This is a genomic window from Kitasatospora cinereorecta, from assembly GCF_024172095.1.
GTDB classification, from domain to species: Bacteria; Actinomycetota; Actinomycetes; order Streptomycetales; family Streptomycetaceae; genus Kitasatospora; species Kitasatospora cinereorecta.
The window spans coordinates 453,387-471,440 of sequence record NZ_JAMZDX010000001.1 but is presented as its reverse complement, the minus strand read 5'-3'; the positions used below and the strand labels follow the sequence as shown (position 1 = coordinate 471,440).

Sequence of the window (18,054 nt, the reverse complement as noted above, 5' to 3'; positions counted from 1 at the left end):
TCACAGTCCGCGTACGGATACGGAACGGTCTCCGCTTCCTTAAACGACCCCTAAGCCCGCAGCGGGGTCCTTGACGCTTGCCATTGGTCTAGTCCAGCGTGTGGTCAGCACCACACCGGCACCACGCGGACCCTCCCCCACGCGGAGCCGCCGTGACCCCCACCGCGGCGGCTCCTTCCCCCTTCTCCTGCTTGTCCGGATCCCCCCAGGAGCCCCCCACATGGCCCGTACGCTGCAGCAGCCGTCCCACCGGCGGCGCCGCTCCAAGCTCCCCGCCGTCCTCGCCGCCGGCACCACCGCCGCCGCCCTGGCCGCCACCGGCCTGGCCCTGTTCGCGGGCGGCGCGAACGCCGCCGTCGGCAACCTGGTGACCAACGGCGGGTTCGAGGCCGGCAACCTCTCCGGCTGGACCTGCACCGGCACCGCGAGCGCGGCCGGCTCCCCGGTCCACAGCGGCTCGTACGCGCTGACCGCGTCGCCGAGCGCCTCGGACACCGCCGAGTGCACCCAGACCGTCAGCGTCCTGCCGAACACCGCCTACACCCTGAGCGGCTGGGTCCAGGGCCCGTACGTCTACCTCGGCGCCCGCGGCACCGGCGGTACCGACCCGTCCACCTGGTCCAGCCTCACCTCGTGGAACCAGCTCTCCACCGCCTTCACCACCGGCGCGAACACCACCAGCGTCACGCTCTACGTGCACGGCTGGTACGGCCAGGGCGCGTACAACGCGGACGACCTGACCCTGACCGGCCCGGCCGGCACCTCCTCGCCGACCCCGTCGCCCTCCGCGACCTCGGCCTCGCCGACGCCGTCCCCCTCGCCGACCCAGACCTCCGCCTCGCCGTCCCCGTCGCAGACCTCCACCAGCCCCAGCCCGACCGCGACGCAGACCACCCCGCCGGGCGGGAACCTGCCCAAGCACGCGCTGACCGGCTACTGGCAGAACTTCGACAATGGCGCCACCGTCCAGCGCCTGCGCGACGTGCAGAGCGCGTACGACATCATCGCCGTCTCCTTCGCCGACGCCACCACCACCCAGGGCGCGATCAGCTTCACCCTGGACCCGGCCCTGGGCACCAAGCTCGGCGGCTACACCGACGCCGACTTCAAGGCCGACATCGCCGCCAAGCACGCGGCCGGCAAGCGGGTCGTGCTCTCGGTCGGCGGCCAGAACGGCGCCATCTCGGTCGGCAACGCCACCGCGGCGACCAACTTCGCCAACACCGCCTACGCGCTGATCCAGCAGTACGGCTTCGACGGCGTCGACATCGACCTGGAGAACGGCGTCGACCCGACCTACATGGCGCAGGCGCTGCACACCCTGCAGTCCAAGGTCGGCCCGAACTTCATCCTGACCATGGCCCCCGAGACCATCGGGATGTACTCCACCTCCGGCGCGTACTTCCAGCTGGCGCTCAACACCAAGGACATCCTGACCGTCGTCAACACCCAGTTCTACAACTCGGGCGGCATGAACGGCTGCGACGGCAAGGTCTACACCCAGGGCACCATCGACTTCATCACCTCGCAGATCTGCACCCACATCCAGGGCGGCCTGCGTCCGGACCAGGTCGGCATCGGCGTCCCGGCCTCCGCCCAGGCGGCGGGCGGCGGTTACGTCAACTCCACCGTCGTCAACAACGCCCTGGACTGCCTGGCCACCGGCACCCACTGCGGCAGCTTCGTCCCGCCGGCCAAGTGGCCGACCATCCGCGGCGCGATGACCTGGTCGACCAACTGGGACGCCAAGAACGGCAACGACTTCTCCACCAACGTGGGTGCCCACGCCCACGCCATGCCGTAACTCCCGAACGTGCGGGGCCTCTCGAGGGTGGGGTCACGCACAACAGAAGGGGCCCGCCGTACCGCTGGGGTACGGCGGGCCCCGCCCATGGCCCCGCCCGGGTCAGGCGGCCAGGGACACCACGAAGAACAGCACCGCCAACGCGCCGACCGCACCGAACCAGCCGGTGACCGCGCGGCGGCGGCGCCGGGTGCCGAGCGGGGCGAACCGCGGTGCGGGCCGCGCCTGGGCGAACAGGTTGAAGCCGCCGAGGACGGCGGCGGAGAGCATCCCGAGCCCGAAGGCCAGCCCGCCGAGGTCTGCGGCGACCGGTCCGGTCCCGGTCTCCTCGCACTCCCCGCCGTCGTGGCAGCGCACCGGAACCACCGCGCCGATCCGGTAGGGCCTCGCGACCTCGCGGATGTTCCAGACCGGCCCGACCGCCCCGCCGTGCGCATCGCCGCTGCCGTAGCAGTCGGTGACGCGGTTCTTCCCGCTCTGATGGGACTCGCAGCCCGAGACCGTCATCGCCAGCCGCGGGCTGCCGCTCTGCCCCGTGACGAAGTCCAGGTCGGCCCCGCAGTACACCAGCAGCGCCACGCCGGCCGCTGCGATGCCCAGGTGGCCCACCGACGCGGCCACCAGGCCCTTCGGTCGCGACCACGGCCGCGGCGGCTGTCGCCGCGGAGGGCGGCGCGGCGTGGGCGCCACCTTCTTCCGATCGGCCCGGATCCGCCGCCGACGCTCCGTCTTCCTGCCCATGGCCCCCCGCTCAGTGATTCCAGACCGCCAGCAGTGTGCCCAACAGGAGGGCCGGGCCGAAAGCGAGTTCGGCGCCCCGGCCGGCCCGGCGGGTGAGCAGCAGGACCGCGGCCCACAGCCCGGCCAGCAGGCAGGCGTACACCAGCCCGGTCGCCACCGCCCGCAGGCCGTACAGCGCGAGGACCGCCCCGAGGCTCGGCGCGAGCTTCACATCGCCGAGCCCGACCGGGCCGAGCAGCGCCAGCACCGCGAACAGCAGCGCCAGCCCGGCCCCCGCCTCCAGGCAGCGCAGCAGCACCACCGGCCGGTGCTCGACCAGCGGCAGCAGCACCGCGGTACCGGCCAGCAACGGCAGGGTGAGCGCGTCCGGCAGTCGGTGGACCGCGCCGTCGACGAACGCCAGCACCACCCCGAACGCCGCCAGCCAGCCGAGCACCAGCACCTCGGGCCAGGACGCCGCCCGCTCCACCGCCCACCCGACGGCCACCGCGACCAGCTCCACTGCCCCCGGCGGCGGCCCGCCCCGCACCCCGCAGCGCAGGCACCGCCCGTGCGGCAGCGCCGGCACCGGCCCCGGACAGCAGGCGACGCGCGGCTCCCCGTACGGGACGGCGAAGCGCACCACCCCGGCGCGCAGCAGCGGCGCCAGCGCCAGGCCCAGCAGTGCCCCGATCACACGCCCTCCCCCGATGCGGTCGGTGCGAGAGTAATGCGTCCGTTGGAGTCCAGGTGGCGAACACCACTCGGGTTTCGGTGTTACGGCGCCGTAAAGTGATGCGGTATGCAGGTCATCCAGTCCAGCAAGCTCGCCAATGTCTGCTACGACATCCGCGGCCCGGTGCTCGACGAGGCGATGCGACTGGAGGACCAGGGGCATCGCATTCTCAAGCTGAACACCGGGAACCCCGCCGCGTTCGGCTTCGACGCGCCCCCGGAGATCCTGCAGGACATCCTGAAGAACCTCGCCGGCGCACACGGCTACGGCGACTCCAAGGGTCTGCTCTCCGCCCGCCGCGCGGTGGTGATGCACTACGAGGACCGCGGCCTGCACGGCCTGGACGTCAACGACGTGTTCCTCGGCAACGGCGTATCCGAGCTGATCCAGCTCGCCATGACGGCGCTGCTCGACGACGGCGACGAGGTGCTCGTCCCTGCCCCCGACTACCCGCTGTGGACGGCCTCCGTCTCGCTGTCCGGCGGCACCGCCGTGCACTACCGCTGCGACGAGCAGTCCGAGTGGTACCCGGACCTGGCCGACATCGCCGCCAAGGTCACCGACCGGACCCGCGCCATCGTGGTGATCAACCCCAACAACCCGACCGGTGCCGTCTACCCGCGCGAGGTGCTGGAGGGGATCGTCGAGATCGCCCGCCGGCACGACCTGGTGGTCTACGCGGACGAGATCTACGACAAGATCCTCTACGACGACGCCGAGCATGTGCCGCTCGCGACGCTCGCCCCCGACCTGTTCTGCGTCACCTTCAACGGCATGTCCAAGTCGTACCGGGTGGCCGGCTTCCGCAGCGGCTGGATGGTGCTCTCCGGCGACCGGCACCGGGCCCGCAGCTACATCGAGGGGCTGAACGTACTGGCCTCGATGCGGCTGTGCGCCAACATGCCGGCCCAGCACGCGGTGGCCGCCGCGCTCGGCGGCCGGCAGTCGATCCGCGACCTGGTGCTGCCCGGCGGGCGGTTGAAGGAGTCGCGCGACGCGGCGTACCAGCTGCTGAACGACATCCCCGGTGTCTCGTGCGTCAAGCCGATGGGTGCGCTGTACGCGTTCCCGCGGCTGGACCCGAACGTGTACAAGATCAAGGACGACGCGCAGATGGTGCTCGACCTGCTGCGCAGTCAGCGGATCCTGATCGTCCAGGGCACCGGCTTCAACTGGCCCGACCCGGACCACTTCCGCCTGGTCACCCTGCCGCGGCCGGAGGACATCACCGACGCGGTGACCCGGATCGGGGACTTCCTCTCGGGCTACGCGCAGCCGTAGCGGCAACCACAAAAGGCGCGGGGAACTGCGCGCCCGGCCACACTCTCACCCGAGTGCATTGGCCGGTCGCGCAGTTCTCCCCCAGCCTTCGGCCGGGAGGTGCCCCCACGCGCCCCTGTCAGTGCGGGCGTCAGCCCAGTCGCTTGACCAGGTCCCGGTACTCGTCCCAGAGCTCGGTCGGCGTGTGCTCGCCGAACATCTCCAGGTGGGCCGGGACCAGGGCCGCCTCCTGCCGCCAGATCTCGGCGTCGACCGTGAACAGCAGCTCCTTGTCGGCGTCCGCGAGCTCCAGGCCGTCCAGGTCGAAGCCGTCGACGGCCGGCAGCACGCCGATCGGGGTCTCGACGCCCTCGGCGGTGCCCTCGAGGCGCTCGACGATCCACTTCAGGACGCGGCTGTTCTCGCCGTAGCCGGGCCACACGAACTGGCCGTCGGCGTTCTTGCGGAACCAGTTGACGTAGTAGATCCGGGGCAGCTTCTCGGCGTCGGCCTGGCGGCCGACCTTCAGCCAGTGGGCGAAGTAGTCGCCCATGTTGTAGCCGCAGAAGGGCAGCATCGCGAACGGGTCGCGGCGCAGCTCGCCGACGGTGCCCTCGGCGGCCGCGGTCTTCTCCGAGGCGATGTTGGCGCCGAGGAAGACGCCGTGCTGCCAGTCGAAGGACTCGGTCACCAGCGGGACGGCGCTGGCGCGGCGGCCGCCGAAGAGGATGGCCGAGATCGGGACGCCGGCCTGGTCCTCCCACTCGGGCGCGATGGTCGGGCACTGCGCGGCCGGGACGGCGAACCGCGCGTTGGGGTGGGCGGCGGGGGTGCCGGACTCGGGGGTCCAGCTGTTGCCGCGCCAGTCGGTGAGGTGGGCCGGGGGCTCCTCGGTGAGGCCCTCCCACCAGACGTCGCCGTCGTCGGTGAGCGCGACGTTGGTGAAGACGGTGTTGCCCCAGAGGGTCTTGATCGCGTTGGCGTTGGTGTCCTCGCCGGTGCCGGGGGCGACGCCGAAGAAGCCGGCCTCCGGGTTGATGGCGTAGAGGCGGCCGTCGGCGCCGAAGCGCATCCAGGCGATGTCGTCGCCGATGGTCTCGACCTTCCAGCCCTCGATGGTGGGCTGGAGCATCGCCAGGTTGGTCTTGCCGCAGGCGGACGGGAAGGCGGCGGCGACGTACTTGACCTCGCCGCTCGGCGGGGTGAGCTTGAGGATCAGCATGTGCTCGGCCAGCCAGCCCTCGTCGCGGGCCATCGTCGAGGCGATGCGCAGCGCGTAGCACTTCTTGCCGAGCAGGGCGTTGCCGCCGTAGCCGGAGCCGAAGGACCAGATCTCCTTGGTCTCCGGGAAGTGCGAGATGTACTTGGTGGTGTTGCACGGCCACGCGACGTCGGCCTCGCCCTCGGCGAGCGGCGCGCCGACGGTGTGGACGGCCTTGACGAAGTCGCCGTCCTCACCCAGCTGGTCGAGCACGGCCTGGCCCATGCGGGTCATCACGCGCATCGAGACGGCGACGTAGGCGGAGTCGGTGATCTCGACGCCGTACGCGGCCAGCGGGGAGCCGACCGGGCCCATGGAGAAGGGCACGACGTACATCGTGCGGCCCTTCATCGCGCCGCGGAACAGGCCCTGCTCGCCCTGGAAGATGTCCTTCATCTCCGCCGGGGCCTTCCAGTGGTTGGTCGGGCCGGCGTCCTCCTCCTTCTCGGAGCAGATGAAGGTGCGGTCCTCGACCCGGGCCACGTCGCTGGGGTCGGAGGCGGCGTAGTACGAGTTGGGGCGCTTCTCGTCGTTGAGCTTCGTGAAGGTTCCCTGGGCGACCAGCAGGTCCGCGAGGCGCTCGTACTCCTCCTCGGAGCCGTTGCACCACTCGACGCGGTCGGGCTGGGTCAGCTCGGCGATCTCGCTGACCCAGGCCAGCAGTCGCTGGTGGCGGGTGGGCGCGGACTCGGCGAGCGCAGAGATCTCGAAGTTCACGATCGCTCCGTTTCACACCATCTCGGCCAGGAGACGGCATCGCGGGGGGTTGAGGGTGCTTACACCGTAGCCCCGTACACCAGCCCGTCCTTCGTCGGATCGGCGCTATTGACGCAATTTTTACTACGAAGTGGCAGATTTGGTGGCCCCGAGAGGGTCGATCGGGCCGACTCAAGGGCGCCTCGGAGAGACGTCGAACACTCCAGAACGTCTAAAAGTGACCATTGCCACTTCCTACCATCGAGTAACCTACGGTTCCGTAGGATGCTGCGCATGACTGCCGAAGCCCTCGTGATCAAGCCCAAGTGGCGCGGCTGGCTGCACGCCGGGATGTTCCCGGCGTCCATCGCCGCCGGAATCGTGTTGATCTGTCTTGCCGACTCGACCGCGGCAACGGTGGCCTGCGCCGTCTACTCGGCGAGCGCCTGGATGCTGTTCGGTGTCAGCGCGGTCTACCACCGCTTCACCTGGGGTCCGCGCGGCGACGCGATCCTGCGCCGGCTGGACCACGCCAACATCTTCCTGATCATCGCCGGCACCTACACGCCGTTCACCATGCTGCTGCTCCAGGGCGCGCGCCAGCAGCTGCTGCTCTGGCTGGTGTGGGGCGGCGCGCTGGCCGGGATCGCCTTCCGGGTGTTCTGGGTCGGCGCACCCCGCTGGCTCTACACGCCCTGCTACGTGGCACTGGGCTGGGCCGCGGTGTTCTTCCTGCCGGACTTCCTGCACCGCGGCGGCGCGGCGGTGGTCACCCTGATCATCGTCGGCGGCGTGCTCTACACCCTCGGCGGCCTGGTGTACGGCCTGAAGCGGCCGGACCCGTCACCGCGCTGGTTCGGCTTCCACGAGGTCTTCCACGCGTTCACCCTGGGGGCGTTCATCGTGCAGTACGTGGGCATCTCGATGGTCGCCTACACCTCGGTCTGAACCCGGCGGCCCACTCGGGACGACTCAGGCCGCGTCCAGCCTCTCCCGGGCCCGACGGCAGCGCTCGCAGTGCGCCGCGTCGGGCCCTTCGCCTGCCGTGCGCACATGCGCCTTGGCGCGGAACTTCCACCCGACGTACGCCATCAGCACCAGCACCTCGACGGCGGAGACCGCCCAGACCATCCGCGGCCCGCCGAGCAGATAGCCCGCGACCACGGCCAGGGCGGCGGTCACCGCCGTCACCGCGCCCCAGAACTGCGCTCCACTGAGCTCCATCCGGCAACCTCCCGCCGTGTGACCCGGTGTCAGAAACCTCCCCACCTACGGTGACATGTTCAGCACCTGCCGGGGCGAACGGGGGATCAACGTTGCATCAATTCCAGTGGTCGACACACGGCGGCCGGGTCCTGCCCGGACCCGGCCGCCGCGCCACGCCGCTCTAGACGCGCTGCCCCACCGCCTTTCGACGGCGCAGGGCGAGCCCGACGCCGGCCAGCGCCGTCGCCCCGAGCGCCGCCGCGGCGGTCGCCGGCAGCAGCCCGCCACCGGCCCCGTCACCGACGCCGGGCGGCTCCGCGGCATACCCGCCGCCGCGGCCGGCCCGGTCGTAGGCCGAGCCGGGCAGCTTGTCCCCGTACCGCTGGTGGACCAGCTTCTGGTACCCGGCCAGGCTCACCCCGCCGTCGCCGACCGAGCGGCGGGCGGCGTCGTCCAGCGGCAGCACGCGGCCGCCGCGCAGCACGTACCAGGCGTCGATCTGCGGCTCGCGGAAGGCGGTGCCGCCCCCGCCGGCCGCGGCCCGGGCCGCGTAGTCGGTCTCGTCGCCGCCGGAGGCGATGTTGACCACCTTCCAGGAGCCGCCCTGCCGGACGGTCCAGACCGAGGCGACCTGGCCGTCGGCCGAGACCGCCCGGGTGGCGGTGAACTCGGCCCGGGCGACGGCCGCCCCGGGGCTGCCGGCCACGAAGTCCGCGGCCAGGCTGTAGACGGGGACGGTGTCACCGCTGAGCCGCGGGGAGGCCTCGGCGGCGGCCTGCGCCTCCTGGGCCGGGCTCAGCGCCGACGGCTGGGTGGGCGGCACTCCCCGGCGGGCGAAGAAGTGCCCCAGCTGGTCCAGGACCGCGGGGGCCTGGACGGCGCCGCGGGCGGCCGCCAGGTCGGCCCCGGGCACCGGGGCGAGCGGGGCGGAAGCGTCCGCCGCGGTGGCGGCCGGAGCGGCGGCCAGGCTCAGGGCCGAGGCCAGCAGCGCCGCGGCGGCGGCGCGGGCGAGGTGCTTGCGGTGGTCGGTCATGGCTTCGCTCCTCACGCGCCGATCCGGTACAGGGAGTGGGTCCACGAGAACGAGTCGTTGTTCACGTAGTACCAGTAGTCCGCCCAGTTGTAGCGGTAGTTGGACGGCCACGGGTCGCCCCAGTAGACCCAGTCGTTGCCGGCGTCGTAGCCGTACACCACGTGCATGTGGCCGCCGCCGGAGCTCCACTGGATCCGGGTCTCGATCGGCCGGTTGCCGTCGATCTCGCTCTGCACCGTGGCGTAGCGCAGGTAGCCGGTCACGTACGAGCCGGGGTTGATGCCGATCCGGCTGAACGCGGTCTGCACGTTGCCGAGCGTCGCCTGGTTGTTGGGGCAGGTCGAGTCGGTCGAGCGGTTGAAGGCGGCGTTGCAGAACTGGTTCTGGCTGTACGAGTAGCCGAACCAGGTGGCGATGGTGTTGCCGCTCGCCGCCCAGCACCAGTTGTCCTGCTGCTGTTGCTGCATGGAGATGTCGAGGGTGCGCCAGGTGCCGTCGAGCGCGGTCGAGGCCGCGCGGGCGGTACCGGCCGTGGTGGCGGTGGGGGGCGCCACCACGGCCGGCGGGCCCGCCTGGGCGGAGGCGGGAGTGGAGGTGGCGACGGTCAGGGCCGGCGCCAGGACGCCCAGGGCGAGGGCCGCCACGGTGCGGCGCCATCCGGTGGGGGTGTGGGGCATGGGGGATGGACCTCCTTGCGATACGCAGGAGAGGGATGTGGGGGCGGCGTCCGGACGCGCTGGGAGTGAGCATCGAGCCGTTGACCGAAAGCGGTCAACAAGCGTGTTTCCGGCCGGAGTTCGGATGTGAACGGACCGGCTCGGGTGTGAACGGGGCCTCGCCCGGCCGCCGTTGTCTCGCCGCGACCGGTGACAACCCGCCGTGATGGTGTGAACATTCACCATCGGTTCCGGAGGTGGCCATGCAGCAGACCGTCCAGCCCGAACTCGCCGCGGCCCTGCGCACCGGGCCGTTCCACCTCGCCCTGCGCACCGCCATCGCCACCCGCGGCCTCGCCCTGCACCGGGTGCAGCAGCACCTGGCCCGGCGCGGCGTCCGGGTCGGCGTGACCAGCCTCAGCTACTGGCAGCAGGGGCGGCGCCGGCCCGAACGGCCCGAATCCCTGCGTGCCGTCCGGGCCTTGGAGGAGGTGCTCGACCTCCCCGCCCACTCACTCACCCGGCTGCTCGGCCCCCGCCGTGCGCCCGGCGGACCGGCCGCGCCCGCCGTCCGCCCGTACCGCGACCTGATCGCCCCCGCCGAGGCGGTCGACGGCCTGCTCGCCGTCATCGCCGGACCGCCCGACACCGGCCTGCACACCGTCACCCACCTGGAACGGATCCGGATCGGCCCCGACCGCCGCCAGGTCCGCCGCGACTCCCAGCACGTGCTGCGCGCCCACCGCGACGGCCTCGACCGCTACCTCGCGCTCTACCAGGGCGACCCGGGCTGCGACATCGACCGCGTCGCCGTCCGCGCCGAGGAGAACTGCCGTCCGGGCCGGATCCGCCGCGACCCCGCCGCCGAGATGCTGGTCGCCGAACTCCTCCTGGACCGCCGGCTGCGCACCGGCGACACCCACCTGCTCGCCTACGGCTTCGACGACGCCCCGGGCACCGGACCCAGCCGCGAGTACGTCCGCGGCTTCAACGCCGGCGCCGGCCAGTACGTCCTCCAGGTGAGCTTCCACCCCCGCGCCCTCCCCGTGCGCTGCGCCCGCTTCGCCGTCCGCGACCCCGGCGGCAGACCGTACGAGACCGAGGACCTCACCCTCGACGGCCACCACTGCGTCCACCTCGTCGCCACCGACCTCCGCCCCGGCCTCCTCGGCATCACCTGGGAGTGGGACTGAGCCTGGACTCCCGCGCCCGGACGGCTCAGTGCAGCGACAGGACCACGCTGTCCTCGACCGGGCGGTAGCCGAGGCGCTGGTAGAGGGAGTTGCTGGTGGGGTTGGCCAGGTCGGTGTAGAGGAGGACCTCGCCGGCGCCCGCGGCGATCGCGTGGGCGGACGCGGCGGCGACCACGGCGGCGGCGTAGCCGCGGGCGCGGAGCTCGGGCGGCGTGTAGACCGGGCCGATCCGGGACATGCCGGCGACGACCGGACCGGCGCCCGCCAGGGAGACCGGGCGGCCGCCGTCCTCCCAGAGGTGCGAGCTGCCCTCGGCGATCCACCGGTCCGCCTGGGCGCCGAGGTCGGCGTGCCGGTCGATGCCGACCTCGGTCGCGAAAGCGCCGAACCAGCGGATCAGCAGCTCCCGGTCGCCCGGCCCGGCGGTGCGGACGTGCCCGGCGGGCGCGGGGTCGGGCGGCGTCAACCGGCCGAGCCGGTAGAGCCGTTCGTCCCGCAGCAGGTGCGCGGTGGTGCCGGTCAGGGCCTGCCACCGCTCGGCGAAGGCGAGCGCCGCGGGTTTGGTGCCGCTGACCCCGGTCGGTGCCGGGGTGCGGGCGTTCAGCGCGTCGGCGAGGGCGGCGCCTGCCTCGACGGGCATCACCCCGAGCCGGGGCGGGTACGGCGGGGTCTGCAGGTAGACGCCGGTGACCGGGCCGTCCGGCTCCGGCCGCCACCAGCCGAAGCGGGGCGGCTCGGTGCCGAAGACGTGCGGGCCGCTCCGGGCGAGCCGGTCGGCGATGGTGAGCAGCACCGTGTTCTGCGCAGGGTGGGCGGTGAGGAGGGCGCCCGCCTCGGCGCGGAACTCGTCCAGGGATGCGGTCAGGGTCCAGGTCATGTTTCCAAGCCTGTCCCCCGTCCGCGCCCTGGCACCAACGGATTTACGCCAGCTTCTCCGCCAGCGCCTCGGCGTCCGCCGTCGGCGCGTCGCAGGTGAAGTGCCGGCAGACGTACGCGGCGGCCCGGCCGTCGAGCAGCGGCCGGTCGGCCAGCAGCGGCACCTCGGTGCTGCCGGGCTCGCCGACGGCGACGACGGCGCCGGGGGCGGTGGCGGCGAGGGCGGTGCGGTGCAGCAGGGCGCGGGCGGGGTCGCCCTCGGCGCCGACCACGGCGACCTCGCGCGGGCCGTCGAGCAGGGCCTCGGCGACGGCGAGGCCCCAGCCGATGAACCGGGGGGCGCGGGTGCCGAGTGCGGTGACCACGCCGAGGGCGCGTTCGGCGGCGGTGCGGTGCCGCTCGGAGCCGGTGTAGGCGGCGTAGCCGAGCAGGGCGCCGGCGGCGGCGGTCCAGCCGGAGGGGGTGGCGTTGTCGCTGGGGTCCTGGGGACGGCGGATGAGTTCCTCGGCGTCGTCCGCGGTGTCGTAGAGGGCGCCGGAGACGTCGTCGGTGAAGTGCAGCAGGACGATGTCGAGCAGTTCGCCGGCCAGGTCGAGCCAGGAGCTGTCGCCGGTGACGGCGTACAGGGCGAGGAAGCCCTCGGCGGTGTCGGCGTAGTCCTCCAGGACGCCGGCGTTGGTGCCGGCCCGGCCGTCGCGGGAGGTGCGCAGCAGGCGTCCCTCGGGGGTGAGGTGGACGGTGATCAGCAGGTCGGCGGCGCGCTCGGCGGCCTCGATCAGGTCGGGGCGCTCCAGCAGGGCGCCGGTCTCGGCGAGGGCGGCGACGGCGAGGCCGTTCCAGGCGGCGACCACCTTGTCGTCGCGGGCGGGGGCGGGCCGGCGGCCGCGGGCGGTGAGCAGCAGGTCGCGGATGCGCCGGTACTCGTCCTCGTCCTCGGGGTCGGCGAGCAACTGGAGCACGGAGGTGCCGTGTTCGAAGGTGCCTTCGGCGGTGACGGTGAACAGGCGGGCGGCCAGGGCGGCGTCGGTCGGTCCGAGGACGTCGACCAGCTGTCCCGGATCCCAGGCGTAGTAGGCGCCCTCGGCGCTCTTCCCGGTCTCCTCGTCGAGGCTGTCGGCGTCCAGGGCGGAGGCGAATCCGCCTTCGGGGGTGCGCAGTTCGCGCAGCAGGAAGTCGGCGGTCTCCAGCGCGACCCGGCGGGCCTGCGCGCTGCCGGTGGCCCGCCACAGGTGGAGGTACCCGCGCAGCAGCAGGGCGTTGTCGTACAGCATCTTCTCGAAGTGCGGGACGACCCAGCGGTTGTCGACGGCGTACCGGGCGAAGCCGCCGCCGAGCTGGTCGTAGAGGCCGCCGCGGGCCATCGCCTCACAGGTGCGCTGCGCCATTTCGAGGGCGGCCTCGGAGCCGGTGCGGGCGTGGTGGCGGAGCAGGAACTCGATCGCCATGGACGGCGGGAACTTGGGGGCGCCGCCGAAACCGCCGTGGGTGGCGTCGAAGGTGCGGCTGAGCTCGGTGAGGGCGAGGTGCAGTTCGGCGTCGCCGGGGGGCTTCATCACGCCGCTGCCGACGGCGTACACCGAGGCGCGCTCGGCCAGGTCGGCGCGGATCCGGCCGGCCACCTCGCCGACCTCGTCGCGGCGGTCGCGCCAGGCGGCGGCGACGCCCTCCAGCACCTGCCGGAAGCCGGGCATGCCGTGCCGGGGCTGCGGCGGGAAGTAGGTGCCGAAGTAGAACGGGTCCTTCTCGGGGGTGAGGAAGACCGTCATGGGCCAGCCGCCCTGCCCGGTGGCGGCCTGGACGGCCTCCATGTAGACGGCGTCCACGTCCGGCCGCTCCTCGCGGTCGACCTTCACCGCGACGAAGTGCTCGTTCAGGTACGCCCCGACGGTCTCGTCCTCGAACGACTCGTGGGCCATCACGTGGCACCAGTGGCACGCCGCGTAGCCGACCGAGAGCAGCACGGGCACCCCGCGCCGTTCCGCCTCCGCGAAGGCCTCGGGCCCCCAGGGCCACCAGTCGACCGGGTTGTCGGCGTGCTGCAGCAGGTACGGCGAGGTCGCGTCCGCGAGACGGTTCGGCATGCCCCCATCCTTGCGCATCGCGGCGCCGCGGCGGCTACTCCTTGGGCTGCTCGGGCTCCTCGGCGAAGTCGATCTTCTTGAAGCGGGCGTTCATCGACTTCAGCAGGAACCAGGTCGCCACGCCGAGGGCGGCGAAGACGACGAAGCCCAGCAGGCCGGGGGTCACCTTGGTGTCGTCCAGGGCGAGGTTCGCGGCGGCGAGGTGGTTCAGGGTCACGGGGGTGCTCATTCCTCCATGGTGACCCGGCCTGACAGCGGCCGGGTCACCGGGGTACCGCAGGGGGCGTTACTTGCGCAGACCGGCGAAGAGGTCGCTCTCCGGCAGGTCGGTGTCGACGTGGGAGCGGACCAGCTCGTAGTCCTCGGTCGGCCAGATCTCGCGCTGGATGTCCAGCGGGACGCGGAACCAGGGGCCGTCCGGGTCGATCTGGGTGGCGTGGGCGATCAGCGCCTTGTCCCGGATCTCGAAGAAGTCGTCGCAGGTCACGCGGGTGGTGATCTCCCGCTCCTTGCGGCCGCTCTTCTCCCAGCCGGCGATCCACTCGCCGTACGGGGAGTCGTGCCCGTGCTCGGTGAGGTAGGTGTGCAGGGTGCGCATCCGGGCCATCGGGAAGCCGTGGTTGTAGTACAGCTTCTGCGGCTGCCAGGGCTCGCCGGCCTCCGGGTAGGCGTCCGGGTCGCCGGCGGCGTCGAAGGCCACCATGGTGATCTTGTGGGTCATGATGTGGTCGGGGTGCGGGTACCCGCCGTTCTCGTCGTACGTGGTGATCACGTGCGGGCGGAACTCGCGGATCAGCTTGACCAGGGCGCCGGCCGCCTCGTTCACGTCCTCGAGGGCGAAGCAGCCCTCGGGGAGCGGGGGCAGCGGGTCGCCCTCGGGCAGGCCCGAGTCGACGTAGCCCAGCCAGGCCTGCTGGACGCCGAGGATCTCCCGGGCGGCGTCCATCTCCTTGCGGCGGACCTCGTGGATGTTCTCCTCCACCCACTTGTCGCCCTGGAGCTTCGGGTTCAGGATCGAGCCGCGCTCTCCCCCGGTACAGGTGGCAACCAGCACGTCCACCCCCTGCGACACGTACATCGCCATGGTGGCCGCGCCCTTGCTGGACTCGTCGTCCGGGTGCGCGTGCACAGCCATCAGTCGCAACTGCTCAGTCAACGCCTGGTTCCTTCCAGGTATGTCCGGTTCGTCGGGCCGGCTCCCCCGCCGCCTCCGGCGCGGACGTGCCCCTCCTATAGTGACGGACTGGAGGGCCGGTCCATTCCCGCCGTGGACCGAGGGCCCCTCGTCGAAAGGACCTACGACCGCCATGGACCAGCGCACCGCTTCCCTGCCCGAGGGCCGGTACAGCCGCCGCACCGACCGCGAGGCGGACCGGAAGCTGCGGATCGCCGCGGTGGTCTGCGGGGTGCTCTTCCTCGGCCTGATCGGCTGGCTCGGCACGTCCTACCTGCTGCGCGAGACGGCGATGAACGGCTCGGTGCCGACCTTCCAGGCGGTCTCGGACAGCGAGCTGCAGCTGCACCTGGCGGTCCGCAAGACCGAGGGCACCGGCGGGGTGTGCACGGTCCGCTCGCAGGGCGAGGACGGTTCGGTGGTCGGGCAACACGACTTCCCCGTCCCCAACGCGGGCGACAGCTACGACGCGGTGGTGACGCTGCGCACCACGGCCCGCGGCACCACCGCCCAGCTGCTGGGTTGCACGCCGCAGGGCCACTGAGCAGGCCGGGCGGCCCTTTGCGCATCTCACCCGTTCGGGCGCATATTCGAGGGAGCGGCCGGGAAACAGCACTCCCGTCCGCACCGGGAAATTGTTAGGCTCGTGGTTTCGCCCCTTCCGAGCCGGTCGGCACGGGAGTGGGCGTTGCTTTGTAGTTCGCCGCAGTACGGCGTACTACGCCTGAAATCGACCACCTGCTGACGATCAACCCCTCAGCACCGCCAGCACCGACGAGGAGCACCCTGTGACCCAGACCAGCGATGACGTGACCTGGCTCACTCAGGACCACTACAACAAGCTCAAGGCTGAGCTTGAGCACCTGACCGGCCCGTGGCGCGTGGAGATCGCCCAGAAGATCGAGGCCGCGCGCGAGGAGGGCGACCTCAAGGAGAACGCCGGCTACCACGCGGCCAAGGACGAGCAGGGCAAGACCGAGGCCCGGATCCGCCAGCTGACCCAGCTGCTCGAGCGCGCCAAGGTGGGCGAGGCCCCGGCCGACTCCGGCGTCGTCGCCCCCGGCATGCTGGTGACCGTCGCGTTCGACGGCGACATGGACGACACCATGGAGTTCCTGCTCGCCTCCCGCGAGGTCACCGACGGCGACATCGACGTCTACTCGCCGCAGTCGCCGCTGGGCAAGGCCATCCACGGCAAGTCGGTCGGCGAGAACGCCGTCTACGAGCTGCCGAACGGCAAGAAGGCCTCCGTCAAGATCGTCGAGGCCAAGCCGTACGAGGGCTGAGCCCCCGCAGACGCCGAAGCGGCCGCACCCCTCGGGGTGCGGCCGCTTCGCGCTTCCAGTGCGACTGTTCAGGTCAGCCGGCCGCCCGCCGGTACTTGCGCACCGACAGCCAGGAGAACACCGCGGTGATCACGATCGACCAGCCGATCGACACCACCACCGCGTGCTGCATCGGCCAGGCCGGGTCGACCGGGCCGACCTGGTTGCCGAACAGGTTGCGGCAGGCCTGCACGGTGGCGCTGAACGGGTTCCAGTAGGCGATCGGCTGCAGCCAGCCCGGCATCGAGCTGATCGGCACGAACGCGTTGGAGATGAAGGTCAGCGGGAACAGCCAGATCAGTCCGGCCGAGGTGGCCGCCTCCGGGCTGCGCACCGACAGGCCGATCAGCGCGCCGATCCAGGAGAAGGCGTAGCCCAGCAGGAGCAGCAGCGCGAAGGCGCCGAGCGCGCTGAGGACGCCCTCGTGGATCCGCCAGCCCACCAGCAGCGCCACCAGGGCCAGCACCACCAGGGTGAAGGCGGTCTGCACCAGGTCGGCGAAGGTCCGGCCGGTCAGTACCGCGGCGCGGGCCATCGGCAGCGCCCGGAACCGGTCCACCAGGCCCTTGGTCATGTCCTCCGCGATGCCGGCCGAGGCGCCGGCCACCGCGAAGGTCACGGTCTGGGCGAAGATGCCCGCCATCAGGAACTGGGTGTAGGCGTCCGAGCTGGCGGTCGTCCCCGGGATCTGGATCGCGCCGCCCATCACGTACGAGAACAGCAGCACGAACATGACCGGCTGCATCAGGCCGAAGACCACGATCTCCGGGATCCGGGTCATCCGGCGCAGGTTGCGCTTGGCCACCACCCAGGAGTCGTGCAGGACGGCCGCCACGCCGCTGCGCGGGGTGACCGGGGAGCGGCCGATGGCGCCCTGGGCGGAGGTGCTCGCGGTGGTCGTCATCTCAGGCGTCCTTCCCCTTGGCGCGGCGGCCCTTGCGCTCCGCGGACCCGTCCTCGCCGTTCTCGTCCTCGGCCGCGGTGGCGTGGCCGGTGAGCGAGAGGAAGACGTCGTCCAGGGTCGGGCGGCGCAGACCGATGTCGTCGATCTCGATCGAGCGGGCGTCCAGCTCGCGGATCACGTCCGCCAGCACCTTGGCGCCGCCGCTGATCGGCACGGTGATCCGGCGGGTGTTCTTCTCCACCGCCGGGTCGCCCTTGGCGTACGGGGTGAGCGCGGCCAGGGCCTCGGCGACCAGGTCGGGGCGGTGCACCACGACCTCGATCCGCTCGCCGCCGATCTGCGCCTTGAGCTCGTCCGCGGTGCCGCGGGCGATCACCTTGCCGTGGTCGACCACGGCGATGTCGTGGGCGAGGCGGTCCGCCTCCTCCAGGTACTGGGTGGTGAGCAGCAGGGTGGTGCCCTGCTCGACCAGCGACTCGATCACCTCCCACAGGGCGAGCCGGTTGCGCGGGTCGAGGCCGGTGGTCGGCTCGTCCATGAACATCACCGGCGGCCTGACGACCAGGGCGGCGGCCAGGTCGAGCCGGCGACGCATGCCGCCGGAGTACGTCTTGGCAGTGCGGTCGGCGGCGTCGGCGAGGTTGAACCACTCCAGCAGCTCCAGTGCCCGGGCCTTCGCGTCCCGGCTGCTCATCTGGTAGAGCTCGCCGACCATCTGAAGGTTCTCCCGGCCGGTGAGGTACTCGTCGACCGCCGCGAACTGACCGGACAGGCCGATCAGGCTGCGCACCTTGTTCGGGTGCTTCAGCACGTCCACCCCGGCGACCTGGGCGCTGCCCGAGTCGGGCTGGAGCAGCGTGGTGAGCACCCGGACCGTGGTGGTCTTGCCCGCGCCGTTGGGGCCGAGCAGCCCGAGCACGGTGCCCTCGGGCACGTCCAGGCTGACCCCGTCGAGGGCGCGGACGTCACCGAAGGTCTTCACCAGGTTCTCGGCTTGGATGGCTGGCGCCATGTGGACCTGCCTCATCTCCTGATCGGGGGATGTCGAAGGTTTCGAGAGGTTTTGTCCTGTTGTGTCGTACCCGGGCCGGCGGACGCCGATGCTCGCGATACATCGCGGGATGGTGGC

At 72.1% G+C, this 18,054-nt stretch carries 18 protein-coding genes; 6 read left to right on the top strand and 12 right to left on the bottom strand.

Going from position 1 to position 18,054, the window contains the following annotated elements:
• Nucleotides 1–220: 220 nt before the first annotated feature.
• Nucleotides 221–1,804, top strand: a complete 1,584-nt coding sequence (locus tag FHR36_RS02225; RefSeq protein ID WP_253793277.1) for a chitinase — start codon at nucleotides 221–223, stop codon at nucleotides 1,802–1,804.
• A 102-nt stretch (nucleotides 1,805–1,906) separates the two neighbouring features.
• On the opposite strand, the gene FHR36_RS02220 is transcribed toward FHR36_RS02225, so the two are convergent.
• Together FHR36_RS02220 and FHR36_RS39145 are read right to left on the bottom strand one after the other, a co-directional pair.
• Nucleotides 1,907–2,425 carry a hypothetical protein gene (locus FHR36_RS02220; protein WP_253793276.1) on the bottom strand — a complete coding sequence of 173 codons (519 nt, stop codon included), beginning with the start codon at nucleotides 2,423–2,425 and terminating at the stop codon, nucleotides 1,907–1,909.
• Between the two features lie 130 nt (nucleotides 2,426–2,555).
• Nucleotides 2,556–3,221 carry a prepilin peptidase gene (locus FHR36_RS39145; RefSeq protein WP_308199130.1) on the bottom strand — a complete coding sequence of 222 codons (666 nt, stop codon included), beginning with the start codon at nucleotides 3,219–3,221 and terminating at the stop codon, nucleotides 2,556–2,558.
• A 105-nt stretch (nucleotides 3,222–3,326) separates the two neighbouring features.
• Here FHR36_RS39145 and FHR36_RS02210 point away from each other — a divergent pair, with 105 nt between their 5' ends.
• Entirely contained in the window at nucleotides 3,327–4,541 is a 1,215-nt protein-coding gene (locus tag FHR36_RS02210) for a pyridoxal phosphate-dependent aminotransferase (RefSeq protein WP_253793275.1), read from the top strand.
• 130 nt (nucleotides 4,542–4,671) lie between these two features.
• On the opposite strand, the gene FHR36_RS02205 is transcribed toward FHR36_RS02210, so the two are convergent.
• Nucleotides 4,672–6,498 (bottom strand): phosphoenolpyruvate carboxykinase (GTP), encoded by a 1,827-nt coding sequence (locus FHR36_RS02205; RefSeq protein ID WP_253793274.1) that lies wholly within the window; start codon nucleotides 6,496–6,498, stop codon nucleotides 4,672–4,674.
• Between the two features lie 264 nt (nucleotides 6,499–6,762).
• Between FHR36_RS02205 and trhA the strand changes: the two genes are divergently transcribed.
• The gene (gene trhA / locus FHR36_RS02200) at nucleotides 6,763–7,425 is read left to right on the top strand and encodes a PAQR family membrane homeostasis protein TrhA (protein WP_253793272.1); all 663 of its coding nucleotides are present in this window, start codon (nucleotides 6,763–6,765) and stop codon (nucleotides 7,423–7,425) included.
• 24 nt (nucleotides 7,426–7,449) lie between these two features.
• Here trhA and FHR36_RS02195 read toward each other — a convergent pair whose 3' ends face one another.
• The 3 genes from FHR36_RS02195 to FHR36_RS02185 form a co-directional block, all read right to left on the bottom strand.
• Entirely contained in the window at nucleotides 7,450–7,701 is a 252-nt protein-coding gene (locus FHR36_RS02195; RefSeq protein WP_253793270.1) for a hypothetical protein, read from the bottom strand.
• 163 nt (nucleotides 7,702–7,864) lie between these two features.
• Nucleotides 7,865–8,716, bottom strand: a complete 852-nt coding sequence (locus tag FHR36_RS02190; RefSeq protein ID WP_253793268.1) for a hypothetical protein — start codon at nucleotides 8,714–8,716, stop codon at nucleotides 7,865–7,867.
• An 11-nt stretch (nucleotides 8,717–8,727) separates the two neighbouring features.
• On the bottom strand, nucleotides 8,728–9,393 hold the full coding sequence (locus FHR36_RS02185) for a papain-like cysteine protease family protein (protein WP_253793266.1): 666 nt from the start codon (nucleotides 9,391–9,393) through the stop codon (nucleotides 8,728–8,730).
• A gap of 242 nt (nucleotides 9,394–9,635) precedes the next feature.
• Here FHR36_RS02185 and FHR36_RS02180 point away from each other — a divergent pair, with 242 nt between their 5' ends.
• The gene (locus tag FHR36_RS02180) at nucleotides 9,636–10,565 is read left to right on the top strand and encodes a hypothetical protein (RefSeq protein ID WP_253793264.1); all 930 of its coding nucleotides are present in this window, start codon (nucleotides 9,636–9,638) and stop codon (nucleotides 10,563–10,565) included.
• A 25-nt stretch (nucleotides 10,566–10,590) separates the two neighbouring features.
• Here FHR36_RS02180 and FHR36_RS02175 read toward each other — a convergent pair whose 3' ends face one another.
• Genes FHR36_RS02175 through mca form a run of 4 tightly spaced genes read right to left on the bottom strand, consistent with a single transcriptional unit; the run spans nucleotide 10,591 to nucleotide 14,678 of the window.
• A complete protein-coding gene (locus FHR36_RS02175; protein WP_253793262.1) occupies nucleotides 10,591–11,442 on the bottom strand; it encodes a GNAT family N-acetyltransferase in 852 nt (283 codons plus the stop codon).
• A gap of 43 nt (nucleotides 11,443–11,485) precedes the next feature.
• Complete coding sequence (locus FHR36_RS02170; RefSeq protein ID WP_253793261.1) at nucleotides 11,486–13,522, bottom strand: thioredoxin domain-containing protein; 2,037 nt, start codon at nucleotides 13,520–13,522, stop codon at nucleotides 11,486–11,488.
• 34 nt (nucleotides 13,523–13,556) lie between these two features.
• The gene (locus FHR36_RS02165) at nucleotides 13,557–13,751 is read right to left on the bottom strand and encodes a hypothetical protein (protein WP_253793260.1); all 195 of its coding nucleotides are present in this window, start codon (nucleotides 13,749–13,751) and stop codon (nucleotides 13,557–13,559) included.
• A gap of 57 nt (nucleotides 13,752–13,808) precedes the next feature.
• On the bottom strand, nucleotides 13,809–14,678 hold the full coding sequence (gene mca / locus FHR36_RS02160) for a mycothiol conjugate amidase Mca (RefSeq protein WP_253793259.1): 870 nt from the start codon (nucleotides 14,676–14,678) through the stop codon (nucleotides 13,809–13,811).
• A 151-nt stretch (nucleotides 14,679–14,829) separates the two neighbouring features.
• Between mca and FHR36_RS02155 the strand changes: the two genes are divergently transcribed.
• Entirely contained in the window at nucleotides 14,830–15,240 is a 411-nt protein-coding gene (locus FHR36_RS02155; protein ID WP_253793258.1) for a DUF4307 domain-containing protein, read from the top strand.
• A gap of 244 nt (nucleotides 15,241–15,484) precedes the next feature.
• Nucleotides 15,485–15,982, top strand: coding sequence for a transcription elongation factor GreA (greA, locus tag FHR36_RS02150; RefSeq protein ID WP_253793257.1), 498 nt, complete (start codon nucleotides 15,485–15,487; stop codon nucleotides 15,980–15,982).
• Nucleotides 15,983–16,055: 73 nt separating this feature from the next.
• On the opposite strand, the gene FHR36_RS02145 is transcribed toward greA, so the two are convergent.
• Nucleotides 16,056–16,925, bottom strand: coding sequence for an ABC transporter permease (locus FHR36_RS02145; RefSeq protein ID WP_253793256.1), 870 nt, complete (start codon nucleotides 16,923–16,925; stop codon nucleotides 16,056–16,058).
• Nucleotide 16,926: 1 nt separating this feature from the next.
• On the bottom strand, nucleotides 16,927–17,937 hold the full coding sequence (locus FHR36_RS02140; protein WP_253793255.1) for an ATP-binding cassette domain-containing protein: 1,011 nt from the start codon (nucleotides 17,935–17,937) through the stop codon (nucleotides 16,927–16,929).
• Nucleotides 17,938–18,054 lie beyond the last annotated feature (117 nt).